This window comes from Mesorhizobium mediterraneum (assembly GCF_002284565.1).
GTDB lineage: Bacteria > Pseudomonadota > Alphaproteobacteria > Rhizobiales > Rhizobiaceae > Mesorhizobium > Mesorhizobium mediterraneum.
Genome location: NZ_NPKI01000027.1, coordinates 40,769 through 67,750, shown reverse-complemented (window position 1 = coordinate 67,750; position 26,982 = coordinate 40,769). Strand labels below are relative to the sequence as shown.

Sequence of the window (26,982 nt, the reverse complement as noted above, 5' to 3'; positions counted from 1 at the left end):
GAATCTCGATAGCGCCACGCCGATGTTTGTGGCACCGAACTTGACGAATTTTTCGGAGACCACATGACAAAGTCGATCGCACAGAAGCAGCAGGGTCCAGTTGGCGAGACCGAGGATCCCTTTCTCTGGCTGGAGGACAGGACAGGCAAGGAAGCGCTCGACTGGGTCCACCGTCAGAACGCGGTTACAACAGGTGAATTGCAGGGTGATCCGTCCTACCAGGCCTCCTTCCAGACCGCGCTCGACCTGATGACGGCCGAGGACAACATTGCGGTCGGGTCTGCACTCAGCGGCCATGTCTACAATTTCTGGCAGGACAAGACCAATGTGCTCGGCCTCTGGCGGCGCACGACGGTCGCTTCCTACAAGACCGAGAAGCCGGATTGGGAGACGATCATCGACTTCGATAATCTGTCCGCCAAAGAGGGCGTGAAATGGGTGTTCAGCGGCGCCAGCCGGCTTTACCCCGACTTCAGCCGCTGCCTGCTCAGCCTGTCGCCGGATGGTGGCGACGCCAGTGAGATGCGTGAATTCGACATCGACACCAAGTCCTTTGTCGAGGGCGGCTTTCGCGCGCCCGCCTCGAAGTCGGGCTTCAGCTGGTTGGACAAGGACACCGTCATCGTTTCGGCTGCCTTCGAGGAGGACGAAAAAACCCAGTCCGGTTATCCACGCGTGGTCAAGCTTTGGCAGCGCGGCACCAGGCTGGAGGATGCGACGCCGCTCTTCGAGGCGCAGAAGCAGGATCTCGCCGCCGGCGGTTCCCTCGAGTTCGACGGCGACAAGCGGCATCTGTTCCTGACCCGGACGCTCGACTTCTTTGCCTCGCACAGTTTTCTGCGTCTGCCTTCCGGCGAGAACAGGCGCATTCCGCTACCGGATGACGTCACCGACACGGCGCTGTTCAGGGATCAGTTCGTCTTCGGGGTGCGCAGCCCGTGGACGGCGCCGGATGGCACGTTGTGCCAACCTGACGGCCTCTATTCGCTGGATTTCGCGCGCTGGATCGAAGCCGATGCGTTTGGACCCATCGATACCGTGATCGAGCCGGCGCATAGGGTTTCGATCGCCGGCATTGCCCGCACGCAGGACCGGTTGTTCATCAACCTGATGGATAATGTGCGCGGCAAGGTCGTCGTCTGCGAGCGCGATGACGGCGGCTGGTCGCTGAAGCCAGTCGCGCTGCCTGAGAATGGCAATGTCGGCATCGCCCATGCCGAACATTTCGGCTCCAGCGTCTCCTTCTCCTTCACCGATTTCCTGACGCCGAGCTCGATCATCTGGTCGGACGACGATGCTGCGACGATGACAACGGTGAAATCGCAGCCGGCGCGTTTCGATGCTTCGTCCCTTGTGTCGGAACAGTTCGAGGCGCGCTCGAAAGACGGCACCATGATCCCTTACTTCGTCGTCAGGCAACGCGACCAGGACGGTCCGGTGCCGACATTGCTTTATGGCTATGGCGGCTTTGAAGTGCCGCTGCTGCCCGGCTATGCCGGCGTGCGCGGCAGGCTGTGGCTGGAAAAGGGCAATGCCTATGTGCAGGCCAATATCCGCGGCGGCGGCGAGTTCGGTCCGAACTGGCACCAGGCTGCGCTCAAGGCCAATCGCCAGAATGCCTTCGACGATTTCGCCGCGGTCGCGCAAGACATCGTGAAACGCGGCATCGCCACGCCGGCGACGCTCGGCATCCAAGGCGGCTCGAATGGCGGCCTGCTGACCGGCGTTTCGCTGACCCAGCATCCCGAGCTTTTCGGTGCGGTGATCATCGACGTGCCGCTGCTCGACATGCTGCGCTACACCGAGCTGCCGCCTGGCGCATCCTGGATGGCCGAGTATGGCGATCCGGCTAAGCCTGAAGAGGCGGCCTGGCTGGCCGCTTACTCGCCTTATCAGCATGTAAAGACCGATGCGGCCTATCCGCCGGTGCTGCTGACGACGTCGACCGCCGACGACCGCGTCCATCCCGGCCATGCGCGCAAGATGGCCGGGCGGCTGCAGGCTGCCGGCCATGCGAAGACGCTGTTCTTCGAGGAGACCGAAGGCGGCCATGGCGGGCGCGGTGATCGCCGGCCGCAAGCGGCACAGGCCGCAATGAAGTATGTTTTCCTGCAACGGGCGCTGACCAGCATCGCTTGAACGGAACGACTTGAACTGATCGCATCAGACGGCATATGGTGCAGGCCATGGCTCGGATGGGGACATGGTGCGCATTTGGGGTGGCGGTGACGCCGTCGCCGCGCACGCTTCGCGCCGAGCTTTTGCGGCTTTGCGCCCGCATCGGCTATTCGCCGCCCGCGCTCCTCTGACGAATCCGCCCCGGCAAACGCCGGATTGGTTCAAAGAGGAAAGATCAGACATGACTTATCAAAATTATTCGCTGAAGCAGCTTCAGCAGATCGATGCTGCTCATCACCTTCATCCGTTCACCGACCATAAGGAGATGCGTGAGGCCGGCTCACGCATCATCACCCACGCCAATGGTCCGTTCATCTACGATTCCGAAGGTATGGAAATCCTCGACGGCATGGCCGGGCTGTGGTGCGTCAACATCGGTTACGGCCGCGATGAGCTGGCCGACGCGGCTTACGCCCAGATGAAGGAATTGCCCTACTACAATTCCTTCTTCAAATGCTCGACACCGACGCCAGTGCTGCTGGCCAAGAAGCTGGCGGAACTGGCGCCGAAGCACGTCAACCAGGTCATCTACGGCTCGTCCGGTTCGGAGGCCAATGACACGGCGCTGCGCCTTGTCCGCCACTATTGGGCATTGGAAGGCAAGCCGGAGAAGAACCGCATCATCTCGCGCAAGACCGCCTATCACGGCTCGACCATCGCCGGCGCTTCGCTGGGCGGCATGGAGCCGATGCACAAGCAGCTCAACGGCGCGGTTCCCAACATCGTCCATGTGATGATGCCGTATGCCTACGAGCTGGCTCTGCCCGGTGAAAGCGACCATGATTTCGGCCTGCGCGCGGCCAAGGCCGTCGAGGACGCCATACTCGAAGCCGGTGCCGACAAGGTCGCCGCCTTCATCGGCGAGCCGGTGATGGGGGCAGGCGGCGTGAAGATACCGCCGATGAGCTATTGGCCGGAAGTGCAGCGCATCTGCCGCAAATACGATGTCCTCCTGATGTTGGACGAGGTCATCACCGGCTATGGCCGCACCGGCGAGTGGTTCGCAGCTCAGACCTTCGACATCGAGCCCGATACCATCACCACCGCCAAAGCGCTGACCTCCGGTTATCAGCCGCTGTCGGCACTGCTGGTTGGTGACCGCATCGCCGCGACGCTTGTCGAGAAGGGCGGCGAGTTCAATCACGGCTATACTTATGCCGGCCACCCCGTGGCCTGCGCCGTGGCGCTGAAGAACCTCGAGATCATGGAGCGGGAAGGTTTGGTCGATCGGGTCAAGAACGACACCGGACCCTATTTCGCCAAGGCGCTGCAGGAGCACATCGGCGGTCACGATCTGGTCGGCGAGGTGCGCTCGATCGGGCTGATGGGGGCGATCGAGATTGTTAGGGACAAGGCGACCAAGGAGCGCTTCCTGCCGGCCGGGAGTGCGGCCGTGCTTGTCCGCGATCACGCAATTGCCCAAGGCATGATGCTGCGCGCCACCGGCGACACGATGATCCTGTCGCCGCCGCTGATCTGGACGCGCGAGACAATCGACATGGCTTGCGGCCGCATCGCCAAGGCGCTTGATCTGGCCCAAGCGGATTTGCGCAAGCGGTAGGGTAAAACGATCGCCGGGCGTCCTGCAGCCAGACGCCCGGCGTTTGAATACCGCAATCTGCCGAAGATCTCGCCAGGCGAGGATCGGCCGTGAGGTCGGCAATCAGGTCTCCTACGCCCTGAAATACAACCCCAAGAAGGTCAGCTTGCAGAAACATTCGAAGGGTCATCGACCGCAACATCAATCTGATGCGCGCCGTGTCGGTCCTGCCCAGGCTGACACCTTGTCTTAGGAGTACCAGCCGGAGCAGCCGCTCACCAAGGGTCACTACGAGGATTCCGGCCGCGACGCGCCGTATTTACCTTAACGTGCGAGAAGTAGAGAGACATCGACACGAGGCGCGAAAAAGCAACGCCAATACAGCTGATTGGTTACGACGTAGGTATTCTCACAGATATGGTATTGGCCGTCCGGGGATTCCTGTACACGGTCCCGTGGGATGGTGAAATTATGCGGCAAATAAGTGTAACCACCGTCTATCCTGGACCGCACCGAAGACCGAGGTATGGCGCGGCAATCAGAACCACCGCAACACCTGAATTTCGTCTGTGGATCAATCTTGTCTTCGTACCAATCATGGGCGTTAGCGGCCGTTGCGGCGGCGATACACATTGCCGTGAAGATGAACCTTCGCATGGCATTCCCTCAGGGATTTGGCAGGCGCTGCTCGTTCGAACGTCCATTTATATTAGCGTTCCGTTAAAAACGCCATTAGCCTCCGACTGACTAACGCAGCTCCAGCAAGCGACGCTCGCAATGTGTGCGGACCGTCCTAACGATCTGCTCGGTATCCTTGTTTCTATCGCCCGGTTGCTCTGTGACAGATAGGCGCTTTATGATGGCTGCTTGAAGCGCCGATCGGGCCCGTTGTCGGAGCGGCTCATTGTGCGGGAGGGACGCTATGGCCCGGCAGGAGCAATGGCAGCTGGAAGGTAGCGCCGCGGAACTCTACGAGCGCTACCTGGTTCCGGCAATCACAGCCCTGTGGGCTGCCGACCTGGTGGATCGTGCTGCGCCTCGATCTGGTGAGCGGGTTCTGGACGTAGCTTGCGGCACCGGCGTGGTGGCACGCTCGGCGGCCGAGCGTATGGGAAGTGGGCATGTCGTCGGCCTCGACATCAACACGGGCATGCTTGCCGTTGCTCGGTCGCTCCCGAGCGGCGCTGGACCGCGTATTGACTGGCACGAGGGAAGCGCGCTCGAAATGCCGTTCCCTGACTCCACCTTCGATCTGGTTCTTTGCCAGCTCGGGCTGCAGTTTTTTCCGGATCGATCGAGTGCGCTGCGTGGGATGTTCCGGGTTCTGGTGGCTGACGGCCGACTGGCCTTAAGCGTTTTCAGCGCTATTGAGCATACTCCTGCGGCAAAGGCGCTGGCGGATGCCCTGGATCGGCATCTCGGTCCAGGCGCTTCGGCGACGAAACGGTCCGAGCATTCACTCGCCGACGCGGACGAGCTTTACCGATTGGTGACCGGGGCGGGATTTCGTCAGGTGACCATCCACACGACGACACAGAACATCCGATTCCCCTCGTCAAAGGAATATGTGCGACTACAGCTGGCAGCGACTCCGCAGGCTGGGCTGGTCAGCGGAATGGATGCCGGACAACGGGACGTAGTCATCGCAGCGATCATGGGGGATGTAAGTTCCTCGCTGGCAATCTATTCAACTGGAGGGGAGCTGACATTCCCCCAAGAGGCTCACGTCGTGCTCGCACGCAAATAGTGCAGCTGACGCGGTGGTCGTCGACGTAGGTCAGGACCGCCGCCACCAGGCCGACGATCATCTGCCATCGGGGCCGGCGATGCGCCCGAAGTTGTCGGCCAAGCCGCCATCGCCAAGCCATCGAGCAGACGTCGGACTTAGTTCGCAGTGCGCGCGGCGCGGGCTGCTTTCTTGCTGCCCTTGACCCAGGCCCGCCCGGCGGACTTCACTTTTTGTCTCGGGCAGCGCCGCTTTGCTCAATGTCGTGCTGCGTTTCGGTAGGCGCGCCGGCGCCCGAGAAATCGCACAAGCAAGTTCCGTCTGCTCTTACGCTGGACAAGATCGACGTCGCTGACAAGCTTTGCGCCGCCCTCGCGCCGCTCCAATGTGATCTTGCGGCTATGGAAGGCTTCCAACTCGGCGCGATGCGCTACGCTTATGATGGTGACCTTCGGCAATTCGTGAATGATCATCTCCATCATCTTGTCCTGACTCTTTTCATCGAGTGCTGACGTTGCTTCATCCAGCACGATGATATCGGGGCTGTGCAGCAGAAGACGTGCGAAGGCGAGCCGCTGCTTTTCGCCACCCGACAAGGTCTGGTCCCATGGCGCGTCGTCCTCGATCTTGTCGTTCAGATAATCGAGTCCGACCTTGTTGAGGGCAGCCTTGATCTTACCCAGCGTCCAGCGATCGGCGGCGCCTGGATAGGCGACTGCGCGGCGAAGCGTCCCGGTAGGTACGTAAGGCCTTTGCGGCAGCATGAACAGCCGTCTGTCGGCGCGGATGTTGACGCTGCCGCCACCCCACGGCCACAGACCTGCGATGGCCCGCACCAACGTACTCTTGCCTGAGCCGGATTCGCCGGAAACGAGCACCCGCTCGCCTGGTTCGATCACGACCCTAGTTTCCTTGACCACGGCGGTGCCGTCGTCGAGCGACACGGACAGATTGTTCAGGCTGAGCATCGCATCGCCTGCAGTTTCGCCGCGCTTTATGCGTCCCAGTGTGTTGCTCTGTTCCGCGCGCTCGAGTCCGTCGAGTGACATCATCAGTGAGGCGATGCGCCGTGCGCAGGCGTTCCAATCGGCGAGACGGGGGTAGTTGTCGACCAGCCATCCGAACGCGCCCTGCACGATGGCAAAGGCAGAGGCAGCCTGCATTACCTGTCCAAGTGTCATGCTGCCTTCGAGAAACTTTGGAGCGCAAAGCAAAACGGGCACGACAGGCGCAAACAAACTTGCCCCCTGCGACACCAGCGCTGTGCGCATGTGCTGGCCTGTAAGAAGCGCCCATTGCTTGAGCACATGGGCGAACGTCTTGTCGATGCCGCTACGCTCCTCCTCCTCGCCACCGAGCAATGCTATACTCTCGCCGTTTTCCCGCACCCGCGTCAGCGTGTAGCGGAATTCGGCTTCCGCCTGATTTTTTTCCTCGGAGAGGCGGACGAAGTGGCGGCCAATGACCGCCATCGAGGTGGATGTGATCGCGGCATAGGTTACCGCGGTGATGACGAGAAAGCCGGGAATGGTCACGGTCGAACCTGCGATCGTCAGGGTCAAGGCCCCACCGATCGTCCAGAGCACCACGATGAAGGTCGAGGCCGACAGAAACGCGTTGATGACGCCGGCGATGAAATCGACCGGAGATTCGGTGGCAATCCGCAAATCCTCGGTGATGCGGGCTTCGGGGTTCTGGTGATCGCCGCCGACGAGGTTCAACTGAAAGTAGCGGCCGCTTGCAAGCCAACGCGCGATGACCGCGGTGGCGAGCCAGGAACGCCAGCGGCGCTGAATCGTCATGCGAAGGAAGACTTGCGCAACGACAAGGCTGCCGCTTCCGAGCACGAGCGGCACGAAAACGGCGCTCAGGATATAAACGGTGCGGGCATTGCGTTGCTCAAGGGCGTCGAAAATTGCGCGGTTCCAGACATTGATCCCATACTGGAAGCCGACATTGATGATGATCAGGACCAAGAGCCCGATCGTGAACGGCCATGCGAGCCTATCGCCTCCGCGGCCCCAATAACCGCGCGCGCTGATCCAGAAACGCCTCAGCAAGTATCTCTTGCGTGCCTGCTCGGCCTCCTCAGGAGTGAGCTCTGGATCGGGTTCGATGAAGTCCGGCGGCGGGGCCGCGCCGGCGACCTCAGACGCGACTTCGACAGTCGATTGCTTCTCCTGGCGCGACTTCTCGGCATCGCGCGATTTGGAGATCGATTTCGGCTTGAATTTAGCCTCGGACATACCGGCGATAACGGCTTAAAAATGAGAAGGTTTCATGATGTTCGATCCAATGAGCTTCAGGAGCTAGGTCATCTCAGATCGTGCTCACGGCGGCGGGGGGATTCGATCGCGAGGCCATGGAACGAACATGACGAGCGACCGGAACCCTCGCGCTCCACCTGTGGGTCGACGTAGCTCAGGATCGCCGCCACCAGGCCGACGATCATCTGGAGGCGCGCCGGGGCGATCGTGTCACTGTCCTTGAAGAATGCGAAACGCAAAAACCGCGCTCCCTCGGGAACGCGGCTTTGCCAGATACGCATGGCGCTTCGCTAACGGAACACTTGCGAAACGTACGGGCTCCGGTACGCGAGACCTGATCCGGAGCGCCGGGCGGATGCGATATGCCGCCTCGCATTCCGTTTTACAGGCACATCGTTACCGGGGGGTTATCGAGAGTTTAAGCAAATCTAAATTTGCGGTGTTTCTTTTGCCGGGAAATCAAAAAGCCCTGTCGAGTTCGAGGCTTACTCCGGGGTGCCGCGCAAAAAGTTTATGATGCCGGAAAAATCGGCGCCGGCATGCCCCTGGGCGTTGAACAGCGCGTAAAGCTGGGCGGCCTCGGCGCCGAGCGGCGTCACCGCGCCGACGCTTTGCGCGGCTTCCTGTGACAATTTCAGGTCCTTCAGCATCAATGCTGCGGCAAACCCAGGCCTGTAGCCATTGTTGGCCGGCGATGTCGGCACCGGACCAGGCACCGGGCAGTAGGTGGTCAGCGACCAGCATTGGCCGGAGGAGGTCGAGGCGACGTCGAACAGCGCCTGATGCGACAGACCGAGCTTTTCCGCCAGAACGAAGGCTTCGGCGACGCCGATCATCGAAATGCCTAACATCATGTTGTTGCAGATCTTTGCCGCCTGTCCGGCGCCGTCATCGCCGCAATGGACGATACGGCCGGCCATTGGCTTGAGGACTGGCTCGGCTTTGGCGAAGGCGTCCTTCGAGCCACCGGCCATGAAGGTCAGCGTGCCGGCGGTGGCGCCGCCGGTGCCGCCGGAAACCGGCGCGTCGATCGACAGAAGCTCATGTCTTGCGGCGATCGCGTGGGCCTTTCGCGCCGATTCGACGTCGATGGTCGAGGAATCGATGAGCAGCGCGCCTTTTTTCGCCTTGGGCGCGATGTCTTCGTAGACCGACAGGACGTGCTTGCCGGCCGGCAGCATGGTGATGACCACATCGGCGCCCTTCACCGCGGCAATGGCATTGGCCATGACGACGACGCCATGATCCCTGGCGATGACGAGGTTTTCCGGCATCAGATCGAAGCCGTGCACGGTATGTCCTGCCTTGACGAGGTTGGCGGCCATCGGATTGCCCATGTTGCCGAGGCCGATAAAGGCGATGGTGGTCATCGTTTTTCTCCCGGTTTTGCCAGAGCGGGATGTTCAGGATCGAAGAGATATCCCGCTCTATCTGTTTGTTTAGCCGCATTTCTGCGACGCCAAGTGATTCCACTTGGCTGCAAAATGCTCAGCGGCCGATCAGGGCGCGCGCGATGATGACGCGCATGATTTCGTTGGTGCCTTCGAGGATCTGGTGGACACGCAGGTCGCGGACCAGTTTCTCGATGCCATAATCGTGCAAATAGCCATAACCGCCATGCAGTTGCAGGGCGTCATTGGCGACGTTGAAGCCGATGTCGGTGACGAAGCGCTTGGCCATCGCCGACCATTTCGAGGCATCGGGCGCGTTGCGGTCGAGCTTCGAGGCGGCGGCGTAGAGAAAGATGCGCGCTGCTTGCAGCTCGGTCTCCATGTCGGCGAGCTTGAATTGCAGCGCCTGGAACTGGTTGATCTTGGATCCGAAGGCCTTGCGCTCGGCGGTGTAGGCCAGCGCCTTGTCGAGCGCCGATTGGGCGCCGCCCAGCGAACAGGCGGCGATGTTGAGCCGGCCGCCGTCGAGCCCGGCCATGGCAATGCCGAAGCCGGCGCCTTCGACTGACAGCAGGTTTTGCGCAGGCACCTTGCAGTCCTCGAAGATGACCTGGCGGGTCGACTGCATGTGCCAGCCCATCTTGTGCTCGTTGGCGCCGAAGGAGAGGCCGGGCGCATCCTTCGGCACGACGAAGGTGGAAATGCCCTTCGGCCCGTCGGCGCTGGTGCGCGCCATGACGATGTAGATGTCGCTGTCGCCGGCGCCCGAGATGAACTGCTTGACGCCGTTCAGCACATAGTCGCCGCCGCCCTTCACCGCGCGCGTCTTCAGCGCCGCGGCATCCGACCCCGAGCCCGGCTCGGTCAGGCAATAGCTGGCCAGCCATTCCATCGAGGTCAGCTTCGGCAGGAAGCGCCGGCGCTGCTCGTTGCTGCCGAAGCGGTCGATCATCGACGCCACCATGTTGTGGATCGAGATGAAGGACGAAAATGCCGGATCGGCGCGCGAGAGCGCCTCGAAGATCAGCACGGCGTCGAGCCGGCCGAGGGCCGAGCCGCCGACATCGTCGCTGATATAGATGCCGCCAAGGCCGAGCGGGCCCGTCTCGCGGATCACATCTGCCGGAAAATGCTTGTTGCGGTCCCAGTCGAGCGCATTCGGCGCGACCCGGTCGGCGGCGAAGGCCTCGGCCATCTCCTGGATGGCGCGCTGGTCCTCGTTGAGCTCGAACTGGCTGGTGCTCGCATCGACAGCGGCGTCCATAGCGTGCTCCCTGATGTTTCCGGCCTGCTGGCCTGTCGTTTTTGGCTTTGCGCGCCGCTCAATCTAGACCAATGATGCCGCCGCGCAAGCCGACCATCTGTGAAGCGGGTGTGCGCTAATGCGTGTCTGGAGCAAGGCGTGACGACAAATTTCGATGAGCTGCTCAAACGTTTCCATGCCTATCTCGAGACGTTCAATAATGCGCTGGTGCGCGATGCCGTGGCTCGGATCGGCTGGGCCATGCCGGCGCGTCCGCTCGAGCCGCATCCGCTCGCTTGCCTGCGCCAGCTCGACCGAATCGTCGAGCTCGCTGCAGCGAACGCCCAGCCATTGGTGCGGCTGGTCGCCGAGCGTCGCGGGGAGCTGCACTGGGGGCAGACCTACGGCGAGGCGGATTTCGGCAAGACGTTCATCGACAATTACGGGTGGCTGGAAGTATTCGGCACGCGCGGCCATTTCGTCAACGACGAGGTTGCGGCCGGCCTGCTGATCCTCGGGCCTGATATCGTCTACCCCGACCATCATCACGTCGCCGAGGAGATCTACATTCCGCTGACCGGCGGCGCCGAATGGCGCATGGGCGGAGGCGAATTTCGCAGGCGCGAGGCGGGTGAGGTGATCCACCATGCCTCCGACGTCAGCCACGCCATGCGCACCGGCAAGGAGCCGCTGCTGGCGCTCTACATCTGGCGCGGCGGGCCGCTGGCGGCCAAGTCGACGATCACCGGAACGACGACGTGGGGCAGGGACTGATGGCCAAGGCGATCATGCTGCAGGGCACGGGCTCCGATGTCGGCAAGACGGTGCTGGTCGCGGGCCTCTGCCGCGCAGCGAAAAAACGTGGGCTGAAAGTGCGGCCGTTCAAGCCGCAGAACATGTCGAACAACGCAGCCGTCGCCGACATTCCGGGTGCCGGCGGCGGCGAGATCGGCCGCGCCCAATGGCTGCAGGCGATCGCCTGTGGCGCGGCGCCCTCCGTCCACATGAACCCGGTGCTGCTCAAGCCGCAGACCGATACCGGTGCGCAAGTGGTGGTGCAGGGCAAGGTGTTCGGCGAGGCGCGGGCGCGCGACTACCAGGCGCTGAAGGGCCAACTGATGGATGCGGTGCTGGACTCCTGGGCGAAGGTCGGCGAAGGCGCCGATCTCGTCATCGTCGAGGGCGCCGGCTCGCCGGCCGAGATCAATCTCAGGAGCCGCGACATTGCCAATATGGGCTTTGCCACGCGCGCCAACGTGCCGGTGATCCTCGTCGGCGACATCGACCGCGGCGGCGTCATCGCCTCGATCGCCGGCACCCATCTGATCCTGCCGGAAGAGGACCGGCGCATGATCGTCGGCTACCTCATCAACAAGTTCCGCGGCGATGTCTCGCTGTTCGATGACGGCATCAAGGCGATCGAGAGGTTCACCGGCTGGCACTGTTTTGGCGTCGTGCCGTGGCTGAAGGCGGCGGCGCGGTTGCCCTCGGAGGATTCGGTTGTGCTTGAGCGCCTCGCGTCCGGCGAGAAGCGCGCGCTGAAGGTCGCCGTGCCGATGCTTTCGCGTATCGCCAATTTCGACGATCTCGACCCGCTCAAGGCCGAACGCGAAGTCGAGGTGGTCTTCGTGCCGCCCGGCCAGCGCTTGCCGGAGGACTCTGGGCTGGTGGTCATTCCCGGCTCGAAGTCGACGATCGGCGATCTCCTGAGATTTCGCGAGAATGGCTGGGACCGTGATCTTGCCGCCCATCGCAAGCGCGGCGGGCATGTGGTCGGCATCTGCGGCGGCTTTCAGATGCTCGGCCGTATCGTGCGCGACCCCGACGGCATCGAGGGCAGCGTTACCGAGACCGAAGGGCTTGGCCTGCTCGACGTCGAAACGGTGATGGAGCCGGAAAAGACGGTGCGCAATGTCAGCGCGCGCTCGGTGCAATTCGACCTGCCGCTCGAAGGCTACGAGATCCATCTCGGCCGCACCACCGGTCCGGACACGCTGCGTCCATCCGCGGTGATCAACGGCGTTGACGACGGCGCCATCTCGGCCGACGGCAAGGTGTCAGGCACCTATCTGCACGGGCTGTTTTCCGCCGACGCTTTTCGGGCGAAATTCCTGGAAAACCTCGGCGTCAAAGGCGGCGGCATCGACTATCGCGCCGAGGTAGAACGGGCATTGGACGAGGTCGCAGCCGAGCTGGAGATCCACCTCGACTGCGACGCGATTTTTGGCCTCGCCCGTTAGCTGGCGGGCTCGGCGGCCTTCGGCCAGTAGGTGCCGAAGGACCAGACATTGCCCTCCGGATCGCGGCAGATGAACTCGCGGCTGCCATAGTCGCGGTCAGTCAGCTCTTCCAGTATTTCGGCGCCGGCCTTCTTGGCTTTGGCATAGGCGGCATCGGCATCGTCGACGGCAACATAGATCGATCTGCCGCCACCTGGCCCCGGTGCGCCGATTATCTGGCCGAACTTGTCGTCGCGTGCAGTGCCCAGCATGATCATCGAGGAGCCTAAAGTCAGTTCGGCGTGTTGGACGATATCGCCTTCGCCGTAGCGGGCATGAACGACAAAGCCGAAGGCCTCGCCCAGCCAATCGATCATCTTCGCGGCATTGCGGTAGCGCAAGGTGGGATAGAGTCTGGGCGGTTCGACGGACATGGTCATGGCGATTTCCTTCAGTTGGGTTGGTGATAACCCAGTCTGGGCGAAGCCTGTTGCGGCGTCTTGAAGAAATGTTACCTGAGTGTCCTGCAAAGGACCTGGGCGGTTTATGCCTGGGCGGCAAGCGTCGTCGGCGTTTCGCCGGCAAGATCGCGGAATTCGCGAACCAGATGCGCCTGGTCTGCATAGCCGCAATCGGCGGCGATATCGGCCCAATCGGATTGGTCCTGCCTTGAGAGCCCGAGCGCCCGGTTGAAGCGGACGATGCGCGACAGCGTCTTGGGGCCGACGCCGATCGCGTTGGAAAACTTTCCTGCGAGATGCTTGCGGCTCCAGCCTATCCTGTCGGCGAGCGACGACACGCGAATGCGGCCGCCCGAGACGATGATCCGTTCATAGGCCCAGGCGATTTCGGACTGCGTTTCCCGCGCCTCAGTCAGTCGCGCGGCGACGAACGCCTCGACGATGGCAAAGCGTGCGCTCCAGTCGTGCGCATTGCCAAGTCTTTCGCGCAGCGCGATGCCTTCGAGGCCAAGCACATCGTCGAGGCCGACCATGCGGTCGGTCAGTTCGCTCATCGGAAGGCCGAAGAAGCGGCGGGCGCCGAGCGGTGTGAAATTGACCTGTACACAGCAGGCGCCGCCGAAGGACTCGATCACCACCGGACCGGCAAAAAGGCCGGCGGCGAAACTGGCGAAGCGATCATTGTCGCCGGGGTTCTTGCCGAGCCCGATGGCGAAGGGTTCGGCAAAGCTGATAACCAGTGGGACGGTCAGCGACGCATATTCGACGTTGCGGAAATGGCCGGGCATTGTTTCGCGGTAGCCGCAGATGTCGGTGACCGCGCACCGGAGCCGAGGGCCGGGCGCGCGCCGCACCATCTCGAACCGGTCGAGGCCGGGATTTTCATGGCGGCTGCCGTCTTCGCTCTCGGCGGGCATGAGCTTTCCTTCCGCCCATGGAGTCTAACAGACCATCCCTCAAAATCAAAAGCGCCCGGCTTGTGGCCGGGCGCTCCGAGTTGCCTGAGATCTGAGTGCTTAAGCGCCGCGCATCAAGCAGCCACCGGCAAGCACGATATAAGCGATGAGGGCAATCCAAACCGCGGGTATGGGAATGAACGCAAGGACGCCAAAAGCGGCAAGAAGGCCGAGAATGGCGATAACAAGGGATATGATGAAAATAAGCTGCGTAGGCGCACTGAGATTCATGTGTGGCTCCTCCAACATGATTCGTACAACCGCATACTATCAGGCGCGCCGTCACACACCAATCAGCGTGCGCAGCGGGTTCGCCGGGTCAGCCAGCAGCTTGACGGGGAGTGGCCAGAAGGATGCGGCGCTTTCGATCACGAGGGCAATCCCTGGAGACGGATGATAGTTTCCAAATTGTGACGGAGACCACCAATTGTCGATCTTGGCGCCGCCCCTCATCGCCCTGCCGGGCAGGAGAAGGGGCTGGCCGCAGCTTCGGCGCCCTTCCTGCGACGCTGGTGATTGGCGAAACCGGTGACGAGAGCGCCCCTCTCCCCGTCGCTATACGGGGAGAGGATGCCGGCAGGCAGGTGAAGGGCAGCGCCAATGCCCGGAAAAGGATGAGGAGGCGAATTAAAAACCTGAAGCGATTGCCCCGTTCGAACCCAGCCGACCCGTTTGCGCAAGGCCGATTCCGCGCTACCTATGCCAAGCGCGCCGCGACGCGCTTGGCTCTTTTGTTTTATGCATGTCGTTATCTCAAAACCGCTGCGCACTTTTGAGCGACATGCATTTGACGAATCGGAAAGGGACGCTGATGGCATTCGCTTTACTGGACCAGATACGCTTGATCTTCGACGGCGACCCCGGCGTGCGCAAGGTTGCGGACGATCCTGTGCTGTCGGCGGAACTGCTCATGCTGTTTCGTATGATTCTCGCCGACGGCTCGGTCAGCGAGAGCGAAATGGTCGCGCTCAGGCGCATCTGCCGGGAAGCCTTCGGCATTCCGGAAGCCAGCATCGACAGCGTCATCGAATATCTCAACGAGTTCGGCTACGAGACCAACAGCTCGCAAGCCATCGCGCAGTTCCGTGACCTCGACGTCGAGCGGCGCAAGCTGCTTGCCCGCCACATGGCCGAGATCGCCAAGGCCGATTCACAACTTGCCGGGAACGAGATGAAGCTCTTGCGCCGCACGCTCGACCTGCTCGACATCAGCCCTGCCGATGCGGTGAAGCCGCAAACGCAAGCCTGAAGCGGCCCGCTCACCCTTGTTCGTGTAACCGGCGCGCTATTGCCCGGTGCAGGTCCGGAGCGGCAGCGACCAGCGCCTTGGCGGCTTCGGACTGCGGATGGTCGAGAACCTCGCTCGTCCTGCCGCGCTCGACGATCTTGCCGTCGTGCATGACCATCACCGCGTCGGTGATGGCGCGGGCGACGGTCAGATCGTGAGTGATGAAGACGTAGGCGATGCCGAGCTTCTGGTTGAGCTCGGCGAACAGGTCGAGAACCTGGGCGCGGATAGAGACATCGAGGGCCGAGACCGGCTCGTCGGCGACGACCAGTTTGGGACGGGTGATGATAGCGCGGGCGATCGACAGGCGCTGGCGCTGGCCGCCTGAAAATTCGTGGGGATATTTGTCCATGTCGCGTGGGCTGAGGCCGACCTCGTGCAAGGCCTTTGCCACCATCTCGCGCCGCTCGGCATTCGTCGGCTTCTTCTCCAGGACGTGCAGTGGCTCGGCGACCAGCTTTTCGACCTTCAGGCGCGGGTCGAAAGAGCCGTAAGGGTCCTGGAACACCACCTGCATGTCGCGGCGCGCCGGCTTGAGCTCAGCCTCGCTCTTGCCGGTGATGACCTGCCCCCGAAACCGGATCGTTCCCGATGTCGGCCCGTCCAGCGCCAGGACCATGCGGGCAAGCGTGGACTTGCCGCAGCCCGAACGTCCGACCAGAGCCACTGACTGGCCGGGATCAATCGAAAACGAGACATCGTCGACGGCGCGGATCGGGGCCGCCCGCTTCAGCAGCGATTTTCGACGTCCCGGATAGTCCCGCGTCACGCTGTCTACCTGGAGCAGGGGTTTGGCACCCTGGAGCAGGGGGTTGTCCAGGCCGACCTCATGTGTCCTGGCGCGCGCCGGGACATGCATAGAGGCCTGCGCCAGTTGTCGCGTGTAGGGATGAAGCTGCTCCGACAAAGTGCGCGCCGTGTCGCCGGCCTCCATCACTTCGCCATGGCGCAGGATGGTGATGCGATCCGCCATCTCGGTCACCACCGCAAGGTCGTGCGAGATCAAGAGCAGGCCCATGCGGTTTTCCGCGACCAGGTCGCGCAACAGGTCGAGGATCTGCGCCTGCAGCACGACGTCGAGCGCCGTCGTCGGCTCGTCGGCGATCAGCAGCTTGGGTTTCAGCGCGCAGGCAATGGCGATGACGACGCGCTGGCGCTGGCCGCCGGAAAGCTCGTGCGGATAGCGTGACAAAGGAAACTGCGCCGCCGGCAGGCCGACCCGGTCGAGCATTTTTCGCGCGTGGTCCTCGGCGTCGGCTCGGCTTGCCCTGGTGTGCCAGCGGATGCCTTCGGCGACTTGCTCGCCAATGGTCTTGACCGGATTCAGTGCCGTCATCGGCTCCTGGAAAACCATGCCGATATCGTCGCCGCGCAGCGCGCACATCTGGTCTTCGCTGGCCGCAAGGATGTCGATGCCGTCGAAGGTGACGCGCCCCGTGGCGCGCGCCGCCCAGGGCAGAAGCTGCATCACCGTCAGCGCCGTTATCGACTTGCCCGAGCCGGATTCGCCGACCAGCCCCATCACCTCGCCGGGCGCGACGGAGAGCTCGACATCCCTCAGGATCGGTGTGTTGCCGATGCTCAGCGACAGTTTCTCGATTTCGAGCAAGCTCATCGCTGCCGCCGCGATTTGGGATCGAGGATGTCGGCAATACCGTCGCCGAGCAGGTTCAGGCCAAGCACGGTGACGACGATCGCCATGCCTGGAAAGATCGCCATCCACGGCGCCGCCACCATGCGGGTCTGCGCATCGAACAGCATCCGCCCCCAACTCGGCATTGGCGGCTGTGTGCCCAGCCCGACATAGGAAAGCCCGGCTTCGGCCAGGATGCCGAGCGCGAACTGGATGGTGCCTTGAACCAGGAGCAATGTGACGATGTTGGGCAGCACATGTTCCAGCGTGATCAGCGTTTTGCCTTTGCCGGCGGCGCGCGCGGCAAGGATGAATTCGCGCGGCCAGATCGCCAGCGCACCGGCCCGGGCGACGCGGGCAAAGACCGGGATGTTGAAGATGCCGATGGCGATGATGGCGTTGAGCGCGCCCGGCCCGAAAATGGCGGTGATCATGATCGCCGAGAGCAGGGCAGGGAAGGCGAAGACGAGATCATTCAGCCGCATCACCGCTTCGTCGACGATGCCGCCGCGCGCCGCGGCAAAGGCGCCGAGCGGCACGCCGATGCCCATGCCAATGCCGACCGCCACCAACGCCACGGCGATCGAATTGCGGGCGCCGACCATGATCATGGAAAGAATGTCGCGGCCGAAATGGTCGGTGCCGAACCAGTGCGCCGGCGAGGGTGCCTGGGTCTTGTCGGCGATGATCAGCCTGGTGACGTCAAAAGGCGTCCAGAAAAACGAGACGATGGCAATCACTGCCACCAGTGCGGTGATGACGAAGCCGGCGAGAAACGAGCGGTTGGTGAAGGCCTTGGCCAGGATGTCGGCAAAATTTTCTTCCGGGATGTCGAAGCGCAGCGTCATTGGCGGCTTCTCAGGCGCGGATCGACGACCGCATAGGAGAGATCGACAAGCAGGTTGACGGCGATGACGGCGGCGACCAGCAGCATGACGACGCTTTCGACGACGATCAGGTCGCGCTGGGTGATCGCCTGGAACACCAGCCGGCCAAGGCCCGGCAGGTAAAAGACGTTCTCGATGATGATGGTGCCGGCGAGCAGAAAGGCGAATTGCAGGCCGAGAATGGTCAGCACCGGGATCATGGCGTTGCGCAGCGCGTGCCGCCAAAGCACCGCGCGATAGGGCAGGCCCTTGGCGCGGGCGGTGCGGATATAGTCCTCGTTCAGCACTTCGATCAGCGCCGAGCGGGTGACGCGGGCGAGGATCGCCGCTTGCGGCAGGGCGAGCGCGATCGCCGGCAGGAACAGCGATTTCAGTGCTGGCCAGACGCCCGCGCTCCACCCCGGAAAGCCACCCGCCGGCACCAGCCGCAGCCAGACGGCAAACAGGTAGATCAGCATCAGCGCAAACCAGAAGTTCGGCACGGCGACGCCAAGCTGGGCGGCACCCATCGCAATCGTGTCCCCGGCCCGTCCGTGCCGGCCGGCGGAAAACAGCCCGACCGGAATGGCAATGATAGTGGACAGCGCCAGCGCGATCAGCGCCAGCGGCAGGGAGACAACGACGCGCTCGCGGACCAGATCGATGACCGGCACCGAATAGGTGTAGGAACGGCCGAAATCGAGGCTCAGCAAGCCACCGGCCCAGTGCAGATAGCGCGAGGCAAGGGGCGCGTTGAGACCCATCTGGTTGCGCAGCAAATCGACTTGGTCGGCGCTGGCGTTCATGCCAAGCATCAGCCGCGCCGGGTCGCCGGGAATGATCTCCAGCACGGCGAAGACCACCATGGAGGCCAGAACCAGCGTGATGAGGGCGATGGCAAGACGCTTGAGGAGATAGGCGGTCATGGGGGCGGAACGGAAGCGATCGAGCGGTCGGGCTGTCGCGCCGGACCCCCCTCTGTCCTGCCGGACATCTCCCCCTCAAGGGGGGAGATTGGCAGTTTCCATGCCGGCGCTGGCCTTGCAACGCTGATGGTTAGCGAAAGCCGCGATGAGGGCTCGATCTCCCCCCTTGAGGGGGAGATGTCCGGCAGGACAGAGGGGGGTGCGACGGAGTGCAAGTTTCGCCTTTCTGTCAGCTGCCTCATTCCGTCCACTTCACCTTGGTCAGATCGTTGGCCTGGATCGGCGCGTTTTCCCAAAAACCCTCGAGCTTGGCGTCCCAGACGCCGGCTTTCGGTAGTTCGTAGAGGAAGCCGACCACGGCGTCGTCGGCCAGTATCTTCTGCGCCTCGCCGAGCAGCGTCATGCGCTTGGCCTCATCGGAGGTGAGGTTCAGATCGGCGATGATCTTGTCGAAGGTCGGATTGTCGTAGTTGAAGTAATAATCCTTGCGCGAATAGATATCGATGTCATTGGGCTCGGTGTGGGAGACGATGGTCAGGTCGTAGTCCTTTTTGGTGAACACCTGGTCCAACCACTGCGCCCATTCCACGGGCACGATTTCCAGATCGATGCCGATGTCGCGAAGCTGCGACGCGATGATCTCGCCGCCAAGCCGCGCATAGGAAGGCGGCGGCAGTTTCAGCGTCGCCTTGAAGCCGCTCTCCAGGCCGGCTTCCTTCAGCAGTTCCCTGGCCTTGTCGACATTGTGCGGATAGAGGCCGGTGAGGTCGACATAGGCCTTGGTGGCGGGCGACATGTGCGAGCCGATCGGCACGCCAAGGCCGGCCGAGGCGCCGTCGATGATCGCCTTGCGGTCGAGCGCAAACGAAATCGCCTGCCTGACCTGCAGCTTGTCGAAAGGCGACTTCTTGTTGTTCATCGAAAGGATGGTCTCACCCTCGGTCGCGCCGATCACCACCTTGAAGCGCGGGTCGCCCTGGATCTGCGCGACGCTGTCGGGATCGAAGAAAGGGAAGGCCTGAACATCGCCGGAAAGCAGCGCCGGCACGGCGGCTGCGGCATCCGTGACGATACGGAATTCGGCTTTGTCGAGAGCAACCGGGGCACCCCAGTAAGTGTCGGATTTGATCAGCGTGATCGAGGAGCCCTTGGCCCAGCTCTGGAACTTGAACGGCCCGGTGCCGACAGGCTTTTCCTTGTTGGTGTCGGCTGTCTCAGGCGCGACGATGACCGCGTCGCCCCAACCCATATTGTAGAGGAAGGAACTTTGCGGGTTCTTCAGCGCGATCTTGACCGTCGTCGGATCGACCACCTCGACCGTATCGATGGCGGCGAACAGGCCCTTCTGCGCGTTGACGGAGTTGTCGGCACGGGCGCGGTCGAGCGAGAATTTCACGTCGTCGGCGTTGAAATCGGTGCCGTCATGGAATTTCACGCCGGTGTGGAGCTTGAAGGTGTAGGCCTTGCCGTCATCGGAAATGGTCCAGCTGTCGGCGAGATCCGGCAGCACCTCGCCGTTCGGGCCGATGCGGGTCAACCCCTCGAACACGTTGGCGTAAAGCACTTCATCGATCGCCGCCGCGGCACCCGCGGTCGGATCGAGATGTGGGGGTTCGAGCGGAATGCCGATGACCAGATCGGTCCGCGCGGCAAATGCCGATGTTCCGGCGGCCAGAATCAGGCCCGCAGCGGTGAGAATGGTTTTCCACAATTTCATCGTGCAGCTCCCGATATGCTCAAAAAAATGTTCAAAACCCGGTGGATAGAAGCGTGATTTCGCCGAGGAGTAAATTGCGTTTCGTGCTTTCCGGCAGCGCCAGCAGGAATGTTTTTCCGTTAGCCGCCGACTCAGCAATTGAAGCTTGCCCCGTCGCTGCCGGATTACCGTGCGCTCCTGAGCAGTATGTTCAGCCCGATCGCCATCACCTTGGCCGATTCGACCATGTCCGATATCCCGACCCATTCGTCGGGCCTATGGGCGAGGTCGAGAATGCCCGGGCCATAGGCGATGCAGTCGTAGATGTGGCCGATGCGGGCAATGTGCTTCTGGTCGTAAGTGCCGGGCGAAATGACGTAGTCGGGCTCGCGGTCGAATATCTCCATGATGCCTTGCGCCACCGCCTTGACCACCGGCGCATCGCGCTCGGTCATCAGCGGCAGCACCTCCATCAGGTCGCGGATTTCGTAGTCGAATTTTTTCCGCTCGCGCTTCAGCCGGTCGAGGATATTGGTCACCTCGCTTTTGACCGTGCCCAAATCCTCTTCGAGCAGGAAGCGGCGGTCGATGGTCAGCCGGCAGGAATCGGGCACGTTGGGCGAGGGCAGGCCGGGCCGGAAATCCTCCGTCTGGCCGCCATGGATCGAGTTGATGTTCATGGTCGAGCGCTTTGCGCCGTCGGGCACGACCGGCATGCTTGTCACCTTGCGGTCGAGCGCCGGGAACAGCTCGTCCTCGAAAGCCCCCAGCACGGCGCCCATATGGCGCACCGCATTATCACCGAGGAACGGCATCGAGCCGTGGGCGATCTCGCCCTTGGTTTCGATCTCCGCCCACCACACCCCGCGATGGCCAAGGCAGATGCGATCCTTGTTCAACGGCTCGGGGATTATGACGTGATCGACCTTCGGCTTGGAGAAATAGCCGAGCCTGGCCAGATGGGCGACGCCGCCAAAGCCGCCAGACTCCTCATCGACCGTGCCTGATATTTCGATGGCGCCCGGAAAGTCGGGGAAGACCTCCATGAAGGCTTCGACGGCGATGATCGAGGCGGCCAAGCCCCCCTTCATGTCGCAGGCGCCGCGGCCATAGACCTTGCCGTCCCTGACGATGCCGGCGAAGGGATCGAGGCTCCAGCCGTCGCCGGCTTCGACCACGTCGATATGCGAGTTGAAATGCACGCAGGCGCCGGGCGAGCGGCCATCGAAGCGGGCGACGACATTGACGCGCGGGTAGCGATCGGTATCGCCGGGCGTGCCTTCGGCGCGGATGAATTCGACGTCGAAACCGCGCTTCTTCAGCCGCGCTCCAACGTATTCGGCGCATGGCCGGTAGGCTTCGCCGGGCGGATTGATGGTCGGAAAGCGGATCAGGTCGGCGGTCAGTGCGACCAGGTCGTCGATCCGATCATCGACCGCTTTCAGGAGAAGTTCGTTCATTCGGCGAATTGAGCAGCCAACAACGCCCTTTGGCAAGCCTGTTGGTGGGTGCGCCTTGGTTGCGTGTCGTTGCGGCAACTATCGCGGGAAATCGTTCAAATTCGCTGCTTTGGATTGGTGATTTCGTTAGAGGTGTGTGGTTACCTCATTCACTTGCCAAAAGAAGAAGAATAGCATGAAGGCAGGCAGGCAAGGGCAATCAAAGGGGTTTGATCGCATGAAAAAGACCGTTCTCATGGTAGCGTTACTGGCAACAATGCTGTTCGGTTCTTCGGTCGAGGGCTGGGCAGCCAAGCTGGTTGCAAGGATCGACGTGTCATCGCAGACGATGACTGTAAGATACGGTCAGGCGGTTTACCGATGGCGCGTATCCACGGCGCGCCAAGGTTATATCACGCCGCGCGGCACCTACCGGCCGCAACGAACGGCACGGATGTGGTATTCGCGCAAATACGACATGTCGCCGATGCCTCATTCGGTATTCTACCGCGGCGGCTATGCCATCCATGGCACGGGAGCGGTGAAGTCTCTCGGGCGCCCGGCGTCGCATGGCTGCGTGCGGCTGCATCCCTCCAATGCCGCCGCCTTCTATTCGATGGTGCGGCAAGCCGGCTTCCGCAACACACGGATCGTCGTGACCAACTAACTGGCTGCACGCTCGCGGCCCTACAAGAACTCAGAGAGGGCGCTTCTTGTGAAGCGACGCCTGCTTTCCGCGCTGAACCAATTCGTCGGGGAAAGTGGGAGCCTATTTACGCGGGCAAGCTTTGGGCAGAATATACGGGGTGGGAGGAAGCATTCGGAATCTCCTGAATAAATGCGCCTGAACGGCTTCCGACCGTTGGTTGCAAGGGAGGATAATCATGAAACGTATTTTCTCGCTCGCGGCGTGTGCCGCGGCGTTATCGCTCGGCGTATCGAACGCCTACGCACAATCGGGCGGTGTCGATAAGGCGGTCGGCGGCTACAGTTTCGAAGAAGCCGCAAAGGAGGCCCCCGGTACCAAGGACTTCCATTCGGCCGATGGCCACCTCACTTTCGCTATCGTGACACACACTGCCGGCAATGGCTTCTTCGATCCGGTCTACGTCGGCGCCACCGTCGCCGGCAATCTGATCGGCGCCAAGGTCCTGCTGCTCGGCTCGGAATCGCCGACCGACGACCCTGCCCGCGAGATCGAAATCCTGAACCAGATCGTGCAGGACCCGACGATCGACGGGCTGATCATGACAACGCCCCAGGTCGGCGCCTATAACGACATCGTCAAGGCCGCAGAGGCGAAGGGCATACCGATCGCCACGACCAATTCCTTTGACGGCACGATCCTCAACCGCAGCAGCATCGGCCACACCGGCCAGGACGCCTCGGCTGCAGCAATCGCCGGCGAGGCGCTCGTCAAGTGCCTCGCGGACAAGGGTATCGAGAAGGGTTCGATCGTCCTGCCGTCGTCGACCGCAATGGGCAACATCGAGGTGAACAATCGCGTCACTTCGGCTTTCAACGCCATCGTCAAGGGCTTGCAGGATGCCGGCAAGCTTGATGCCTTCAAGGTCGACGCGGGTCCGGAGAACACCGGTATCGACACCAATCCGAACGACCCGGTGAACGGCATCGTGACGCTGTTCGAATCGCGCGGCGACGTCGTTGGCGCGTTCGCCGGCAACAACGTGTTCACGCCGGCGCTTGCCAAGGCCGTTGCTCAGACCGGAATGACCGGCAAGATCTGCGCCTACGGTTTCGACCTCGGCCCGGCCCAGCAGGATGCGATGAAGAGCGGCGATCTGACCGGCGCGCTCGGGCAGCAGCCTTTCTTGCAGGGCTTCTGGCCGGTCATGCAGCTCTATCTGGAGATCGATCGCGGCATCGCGGCGGCCAACCTCGACACACGCGCCCAACTGGTGACGAAAGAGACCGTCGAGGACGTCGGCAAGCGCTTCGAGAACTGAGTCCGCTCGGAACGTCTGAAATCACTGCGGGAGGGCGCAAGCTCTCCCGCAATGCGGCAGCAGGGAAATCGACCAGAAGAGACCATGGCGTTTACCGCGACCACATCGCTCGGCCGTGCGCCGTCCCAGATTGTCGGCGGCTGGGAGGTGGGGCTCGTTGCCTTGCTTTTGCTGCTCTATCTCGGCGGCGCTCTCGTCAATCCCGCGTTCTTCGGGTCAACGGGGGCGTTTCACTCGCTGCTCCGCGACACCTCGCGCGTTGCCATCATCGCAGTCGGCGTGACCTTCGTCATCGTCAACAAGGACCTCGATCTTTCGGTCGGCTCCACCTACGGCCTCGTCGCCGTCGTCTTCGCCAGGCTGTTCGCGCCGAGCTTTCTTGATCTCGGCGTCGTCACGTCGGTGATCCTCTGCCTGCTGCTCGGCACGCTGATCGGGCTGGTCAACGGCGTGCTCGTCACCATCCTGAAGGTGCCGGCGTTCATCGCCACGCTGACTATCCTCTTCATCGGCCGCGGCTTCGTGCTGGCGCTGACCCACGGCCAGGCGATCTACTATCCCGCCAAGGCGACCGGCTATCCGGGTTTTTTTCACCTCGGCGAGACCAACCTCCTCGGCTTCAACAACCAGATCGTGATCTTCGTCGTTGTCGCCGTGATCGGCGCCTATGTGCTCGCCAAGACGCGCTGGGGCTACGAGACCTTCGCCACCGGCGGCAACGAGCAGGCGGCGTCCTATGCCGGCATCCCGACCAACTGGGTGCGCATCCGAGCCTACCTGATCTCCTCGCTCTGCGCGGCGCTTGCCGGCCTGCTGTCGGCAGCCCAGGACAAAGGCGTGACGCCCCTGTATGGCGTCAGCGGTGAGCTAATCGTCATTGCCGCCGTGATCATCGGCGGCGCCTCGATCCTCGGTGGCCGCGGCCGGGTCGCCGGATCCTGCCTTGGCGCGCTGCTGGTGGTGCTGCTCGACAAGGTGTTGCGCGAGGGCTGGCCGATCACGCGCATCATCAAGATCGGCGACGAGGAGATCACGGTCAACGCCGTCTTCTCGCTGCCGGTCGGCGCGGTGCCGGTGTTCCTCGGGCTGCTGCTCATCGTCGCGGTGCTCATCGAGCCCTATCTGATCCGGCGCCAGGTGGCAGGGCGCCTCTGGGCCTGGCTCCGCGGCCGGCCGCCGCCACCGGCCTACGAGATCGGCAGCATCGCGATCGAGGGGGTGCAGACCAAGGGCGCGATGGCGACCGACATGGCGCTGTCGGCCACCGGGTTCGGCAAGGTCCTCGCCCGGCGCGACGCGCTCGCCGTCATCCTGGCCGTGCTCCTGTGGCTGACCGGGCTCGCGCTCCGGCCGGACTACTGGTGGAACCTGTCCAATAGCTTCGCGATCCTGCTCAACTACACCGAGCTTGCGCTGATCACCATCGGCCTCACCTACGTCATCGCCGCCGGCGATATCGACCTCTCCGTCGGGGCGGTGCTTGCCCTCGCCGGCAGCACCGCCGCCTATTTTCTCAAGGTCCTCGGCGCCGACCCCGTGACCGCCGTGGCGATGGGCCTGCTCGCGGGCATGTGCGCCGGCCTCGTCAACGCGATCGTCACCGTCGGCTTCAAGCTGCCGGCCTTCATCGCCACGCTCGGCATGTTCTACATCGCCCGCGGCCTCGCCGCCTGGTTCGTCGCCGGGCAGCAGCTCACCGGCTGGCCCGAGGGCTACAACCTGCTTGGCCGCAAGGTGAACGACATCCTGCTGCACTACCGCATCTCGCTGTCGGACGGACTCCTGCGCTCGGTCGCCGAGGTGGTGAGCGTCCAGACCATCTGGATGCTGTTCGTCGCCCTCGTTGCCGGCGTCGTGCTCGCCTACATGCCGTTCGGGCAGAAGGTCTATGCGACCGGCGGCAACATTCGCGCCGCCGCTTATGCCGGGATCAACACCAACCGGGTGCGGTTCCTCGCGCTCATGCTGGCGGCGCTCTGCGCGACAATGGCCGGGATCATCAACGTCGCCTACTTCCGCAGCTTCAACCCGGTGGCCGGCCAGTTCCGCGAGCTCGACGCCATCGCCTCGGTGATCATCGGCGGCGGTTCGATCTTCGGCGGCTACGGCACCGTGATCGGGGCGCTCGCCGGGGCGGCAGTGATCACCCTGATCCGGGCGCTGCTGCAGCTCAACGTCCAGGGCTTCGCCATGCCGCAGCACTGGATCAACGTCTTCATCGGCGGCATCCTGATCGTGGCGGTGCTGATCGACATCTGGGTGCGCCAGGCCAACATCTTCGGCCGCCTGCGGGCGCGCCTCGCGCGGCGCACAAGAACGGCGGAGACCACCCATGCGTGACCCGACTAGGCCTGCACCGATCGTAGAAATGCGGGGCATCGAAAAAGCCTTCGGTGCGGTGCAGGCGCTCCGCAACGTCGACCTCGTGCTCTATCCCGGCGAGATACTGGGCCTCGTCGGCGACAACTCGGCCGGCAAGTCGACGCTGATGAAGATCCTGACCGGCGCCTACCAGCGCGACGCCGGCGAGGTCTTCGTCGCCGGGCAGCCGGTGCACTTCAAGAGCCCGCACGAAAGCCGCGACGCCGGCATTGAGATGATCTACCAGGATTTCGCTCTTTGCGGGAATATGGATGTCGGTCAGAACATCTTTCTTGGCCGTTGGCCGCTCAAGGGCCTTTTCGTCAATCGGCGGAAAATGTACGCGGAAGCCGACAGTGTGCTGAAGCGGCTCAAGGTCGACGTGAACTCCGTCTATCAAAAGGTCGAGAGCCTGTCGGGCGGCCGCCAGCAATCTGTGGCGATTGCCCGCGCTATCTCCTTCCAGCCGCGCGTGGTGATCCTCGACGAGCCGACCGCCAATCTCTCGGTGATGGCGACTGAGCGGCTGCTCGAGACCATGCTGGAACTGAAAAAGCAGGGCGTTGCCCAGATCATCATCTCCCACCGCCTCGTTGACATCTTCGCTGTGGGCGACCGCGTGATGGTGCTGAAGCGCGGCGAAAACGTCGGCGATCGCTACGTCAGGAACACCGACGAGCATGAGGTCCTGGAGATCATCGTCTCCGGCACGCGAGAGCACGCGCTTACGGCCGATGAGGCGATCAAAACTTGAAACGAGCTGTCAGGCGACCAACGAGCGGTCGATGGCCAAAACAAAAAAACCCGCCTCGGGAGCCGGGCGGG

The 26,982-nt window shown here is 62.7% G+C and carries 21 protein-coding genes and 1 pseudogene; 10 read left to right on the top strand and 12 right to left on the bottom strand.

Annotated features, from left to right (window positions below; all coding sequences use genetic code 11):
- Positions 1-63 precede the first annotated feature (63 nt).
- The 3 genes from CIT25_RS22315 to CIT25_RS22300 all read left to right on the top strand — a co-directional run bounded on the left by CIT25_RS22315 (position 64) and on the right by CIT25_RS22300 (position 5,465).
- Positions 64-2,139 carry a prolyl oligopeptidase family serine peptidase gene (locus CIT25_RS22315; RefSeq protein WP_095486685.1) on the top strand — a complete coding sequence of 692 codons (2,076 nt, stop codon included), beginning with the start codon at positions 64-66 and terminating at the stop codon, positions 2,137-2,139.
- A 220-nt stretch (positions 2,140-2,359) separates the two neighbouring features.
- A complete protein-coding gene (locus tag CIT25_RS22305) occupies positions 2,360-3,739 on the top strand; it encodes an aspartate aminotransferase family protein (RefSeq protein ID WP_095486683.1) in 1,380 nt (459 codons plus the stop codon).
- Positions 3,740-4,640: 901 nt separating this feature from the next.
- On the top strand, positions 4,641-5,465 hold the full coding sequence (locus CIT25_RS22300; protein WP_095486682.1) for a methyltransferase domain-containing protein: 825 nt from the start codon (positions 4,641-4,643) through the stop codon (positions 5,463-5,465).
- Between the two features lie 216 nt (positions 5,466-5,681).
- Here CIT25_RS22300 and CIT25_RS22295 read toward each other — a convergent pair.
- From CIT25_RS22295 to CIT25_RS22280, 4 genes and pseudogenes are all read right to left on the bottom strand, one after another.
- Positions 5,682-7,690: pseudogene (locus CIT25_RS22295) on the bottom strand (ABC transporter ATP-binding protein/permease); the annotation flags it as partial.
- Between the two features lie 68 nt (positions 7,691-7,758).
- Complete coding sequence (locus tag CIT25_RS22290) at positions 7,759-7,992, bottom strand: hypothetical protein (RefSeq protein WP_095486680.1); 234 nt, start codon at positions 7,990-7,992, stop codon at positions 7,759-7,761.
- A 204-nt stretch (positions 7,993-8,196) separates the two neighbouring features.
- Positions 8,197-9,081, bottom strand: coding sequence for a 3-hydroxyisobutyrate dehydrogenase (mmsB, locus tag CIT25_RS22285; protein ID WP_095486679.1), 885 nt, complete (start codon positions 9,079-9,081; stop codon positions 8,197-8,199).
- 118 nt (positions 9,082-9,199) lie between these two features.
- Positions 9,200-10,366 (bottom strand): isobutyryl-CoA dehydrogenase, encoded by a 1,167-nt coding sequence (locus tag CIT25_RS22280; protein ID WP_095486678.1) that lies wholly within the window; start codon positions 10,364-10,366, stop codon positions 9,200-9,202.
- A 138-nt stretch (positions 10,367-10,504) separates the two neighbouring features.
- On the opposite strand from CIT25_RS22280, the gene CIT25_RS22275 reads away from it, so the two are divergent.
- Entirely contained in the window at positions 10,505-11,119 is a 615-nt protein-coding gene (locus CIT25_RS22275; RefSeq protein WP_095486677.1) for a dimethylsulfonioproprionate lyase family protein, read from the top strand.
- Positions 11,119-12,585: a cobyric acid synthase gene (locus CIT25_RS22270; protein ID WP_095486676.1), complete on the top strand. Its 1,467-nt coding sequence runs from the start codon at positions 11,119-11,121 to the stop codon at positions 12,583-12,585. The genes CIT25_RS22275 and CIT25_RS22270 overlap by 1 nt, the downstream gene beginning before the upstream one ends.
- On the opposite strand, the gene CIT25_RS22265 is transcribed toward CIT25_RS22270, so the two are convergent.
- The 3 genes from CIT25_RS22265 to CIT25_RS22255 all read right to left on the bottom strand — a co-directional run bounded on the left by CIT25_RS22265 (position 12,582) and on the right by CIT25_RS22255 (position 14,212).
- Positions 12,582-13,004 carry a VOC family protein gene (locus CIT25_RS22265; protein WP_095486675.1) on the bottom strand — a complete coding sequence of 141 codons (423 nt, stop codon included), beginning with the start codon at positions 13,002-13,004 and terminating at the stop codon, positions 12,582-12,584. The genes CIT25_RS22270 and CIT25_RS22265 overlap by 4 nt on opposite strands.
- A 104-nt stretch (positions 13,005-13,108) precedes the next feature.
- Positions 13,109-13,942 carry a helix-turn-helix domain-containing protein gene (locus CIT25_RS22260; RefSeq protein WP_095486674.1) on the bottom strand — a complete coding sequence of 278 codons (834 nt, stop codon included), beginning with the start codon at positions 13,940-13,942 and terminating at the stop codon, positions 13,109-13,111.
- Positions 13,943-14,041: 99 nt separating this feature from the next.
- Positions 14,042-14,212, bottom strand: coding sequence for a hypothetical protein (locus CIT25_RS22255; RefSeq protein WP_095486751.1), 171 nt, complete (start codon positions 14,210-14,212; stop codon positions 14,042-14,044).
- Positions 14,213-14,792: 580 nt separating this feature from the next.
- Here CIT25_RS22255 and CIT25_RS22250 point away from each other — a divergent pair.
- Positions 14,793-15,230, top strand: coding sequence for a TerB family tellurite resistance protein (locus tag CIT25_RS22250; RefSeq protein WP_095486750.1), 438 nt, complete (start codon positions 14,793-14,795; stop codon positions 15,228-15,230).
- Between the two features lie 10 nt (positions 15,231-15,240).
- Here CIT25_RS22250 and CIT25_RS22245 read toward each other — a convergent pair whose 3' ends face one another.
- The 5 genes from CIT25_RS22245 to CIT25_RS22220 form a co-directional block, all read right to left on the bottom strand.
- A complete protein-coding gene (locus tag CIT25_RS22245; protein WP_095486673.1) occupies positions 15,241-16,884 on the bottom strand; it encodes an ABC transporter ATP-binding protein in 1,644 nt (547 codons plus the stop codon).
- On the bottom strand, positions 16,881-17,750 hold the full coding sequence (locus tag CIT25_RS22240; RefSeq protein ID WP_095486672.1) for an ABC transporter permease: 870 nt from the start codon (positions 17,748-17,750) through the stop codon (positions 16,881-16,883). The genes CIT25_RS22245 and CIT25_RS22240 overlap by 4 nt, the downstream gene beginning before the upstream one ends.
- Positions 17,747-18,694 (bottom strand): ABC transporter permease, encoded by a 948-nt coding sequence (locus tag CIT25_RS22235; protein WP_095486671.1) that lies wholly within the window; start codon positions 18,692-18,694, stop codon positions 17,747-17,749. Before CIT25_RS22235 ends, CIT25_RS22240 begins: the two co-directional genes overlap by 4 nt.
- 238 nt (positions 18,695-18,932) lie before the next feature.
- Entirely contained in the window at positions 18,933-20,411 is a 1,479-nt protein-coding gene (locus tag CIT25_RS22225) for an ABC transporter substrate-binding protein (protein WP_095486669.1), read from the bottom strand.
- 164 nt (positions 20,412-20,575) lie between these two features.
- The gene (locus CIT25_RS22220; protein ID WP_095486668.1) at positions 20,576-21,850 is read right to left on the bottom strand and encodes an acetylornithine deacetylase/succinyl-diaminopimelate desuccinylase family protein; all 1,275 of its coding nucleotides are present in this window, start codon (positions 21,848-21,850) and stop codon (positions 20,576-20,578) included.
- A 217-nt stretch (positions 21,851-22,067) separates the two neighbouring features.
- Between CIT25_RS22220 and CIT25_RS22215 the strand changes: the two genes are divergently transcribed.
- The 4 genes from CIT25_RS22215 (at position 22,068) to CIT25_RS22200 (ending at position 26,911) form a co-directional block, all read left to right on the top strand.
- Positions 22,068-22,496, top strand: coding sequence for a L,D-transpeptidase (locus CIT25_RS22215; protein ID WP_095486667.1), 429 nt, complete (start codon positions 22,068-22,070; stop codon positions 22,494-22,496).
- Positions 22,497-22,713: 217 nt separating this feature from the next.
- Entirely contained in the window at positions 22,714-23,796 is a 1,083-nt protein-coding gene (locus CIT25_RS22210; protein WP_095486666.1) for a substrate-binding domain-containing protein, read from the top strand.
- 84 nt (positions 23,797-23,880) lie between these two features.
- Positions 23,881-26,136: an ABC transporter permease gene (locus CIT25_RS22205; protein WP_095486665.1), complete on the top strand. Its 2,256-nt coding sequence runs from the start codon at positions 23,881-23,883 to the stop codon at positions 26,134-26,136.
- Positions 26,129-26,911, top strand: a complete 783-nt coding sequence (locus CIT25_RS22200; RefSeq protein ID WP_095486664.1) for an ATP-binding cassette domain-containing protein — start codon at positions 26,129-26,131, stop codon at positions 26,909-26,911. Before CIT25_RS22205 ends, CIT25_RS22200 begins: the two co-directional genes overlap by 8 nt.
- Positions 26,912-26,982 lie beyond the last annotated feature (71 nt).

Bases quoted from the DNA above. Each gene is read 5' to 3' on its own strand.
- CIT25_RS22210 (WP_095486666.1), top strand. From the start codon at position 22,714: ATGAAACGTATTTTCTCGCTCGCGGCGTGTGCCGCGGCGTTATCGCTC.
- CIT25_RS22235 (WP_095486671.1), bottom strand. From the start codon at position 18,694: ATGACCGCCTATCTCCTCAAGCGTCTTGCCATCGCCCTCATCACGCTG.
- CIT25_RS22245 (WP_095486673.1), bottom strand. From the start codon at position 16,884: ATGAGCTTGCTCGAAATCGAGAAACTGTCGCTGAGCATCGGCAACACA.
- CIT25_RS22270 (WP_095486676.1), top strand. From the start codon at position 11,119: ATGGCCAAGGCGATCATGCTGCAGGGCACGGGCTCCGATGTCGGCAAG.
- CIT25_RS22255 (WP_095486751.1), bottom strand. From the start codon at position 14,212: ATGAATCTCAGTGCGCCTACGCAGCTTATTTTCATCATATCCCTTGTT.
- CIT25_RS22305 (WP_095486683.1), top strand. From the start codon at position 2,360: ATGACTTATCAAAATTATTCGCTGAAGCAGCTTCAGCAGATCGATGCT.
- CIT25_RS22240 (WP_095486672.1), bottom strand. From the start codon at position 17,750: ATGACGCTGCGCTTCGACATCCCGGAAGAAAATTTTGCCGACATCCTG.
- CIT25_RS22280 (WP_095486678.1), bottom strand. From the start codon at position 10,366: ATGGACGCCGCTGTCGATGCGAGCACCAGCCAGTTCGAGCTCAACGAG.
- CIT25_RS22200 (WP_095486664.1), top strand. From the start codon at position 26,129: ATGCGTGACCCGACTAGGCCTGCACCGATCGTAGAAATGCGGGGCATC.
- CIT25_RS22215 (WP_095486667.1), top strand. From the start codon at position 22,068: ATGAAAAAGACCGTTCTCATGGTAGCGTTACTGGCAACAATGCTGTTC.
- CIT25_RS22315 (WP_095486685.1), top strand. From the start codon at position 64: ATGACAAAGTCGATCGCACAGAAGCAGCAGGGTCCAGTTGGCGAGACC.
- CIT25_RS22290 (WP_095486680.1), bottom strand. From the start codon at position 7,992: ATGCGTATCTGGCAAAGCCGCGTTCCCGAGGGAGCGCGGTTTTTGCGT.
- CIT25_RS22225 (WP_095486669.1), bottom strand. From the start codon at position 20,411: ATGAAATTGTGGAAAACCATTCTCACCGCTGCGGGCCTGATTCTGGCC.
- CIT25_RS22220 (WP_095486668.1), bottom strand. From the start codon at position 21,850: ATGAACGAACTTCTCCTGAAAGCGGTCGATGATCGGATCGACGACCTG.
- CIT25_RS22260 (WP_095486674.1), bottom strand. From the start codon at position 13,942: ATGCCCGCCGAGAGCGAAGACGGCAGCCGCCATGAAAATCCCGGCCTC.
- CIT25_RS22205 (WP_095486665.1), top strand. From the start codon at position 23,881: ATGGCGTTTACCGCGACCACATCGCTCGGCCGTGCGCCGTCCCAGATT.
- CIT25_RS22250 (WP_095486750.1), top strand. From the start codon at position 14,793: ATGGCATTCGCTTTACTGGACCAGATACGCTTGATCTTCGACGGCGAC.
- CIT25_RS22300 (WP_095486682.1), top strand. From the start codon at position 4,641: ATGGCCCGGCAGGAGCAATGGCAGCTGGAAGGTAGCGCCGCGGAACTC.
- CIT25_RS22265 (WP_095486675.1), bottom strand. From the start codon at position 13,004: ATGACCATGTCCGTCGAACCGCCCAGACTCTATCCCACCTTGCGCTAC.
- mmsB (WP_095486679.1), bottom strand. From the start codon at position 9,081: ATGACCACCATCGCCTTTATCGGCCTCGGCAACATGGGCAATCCGATG.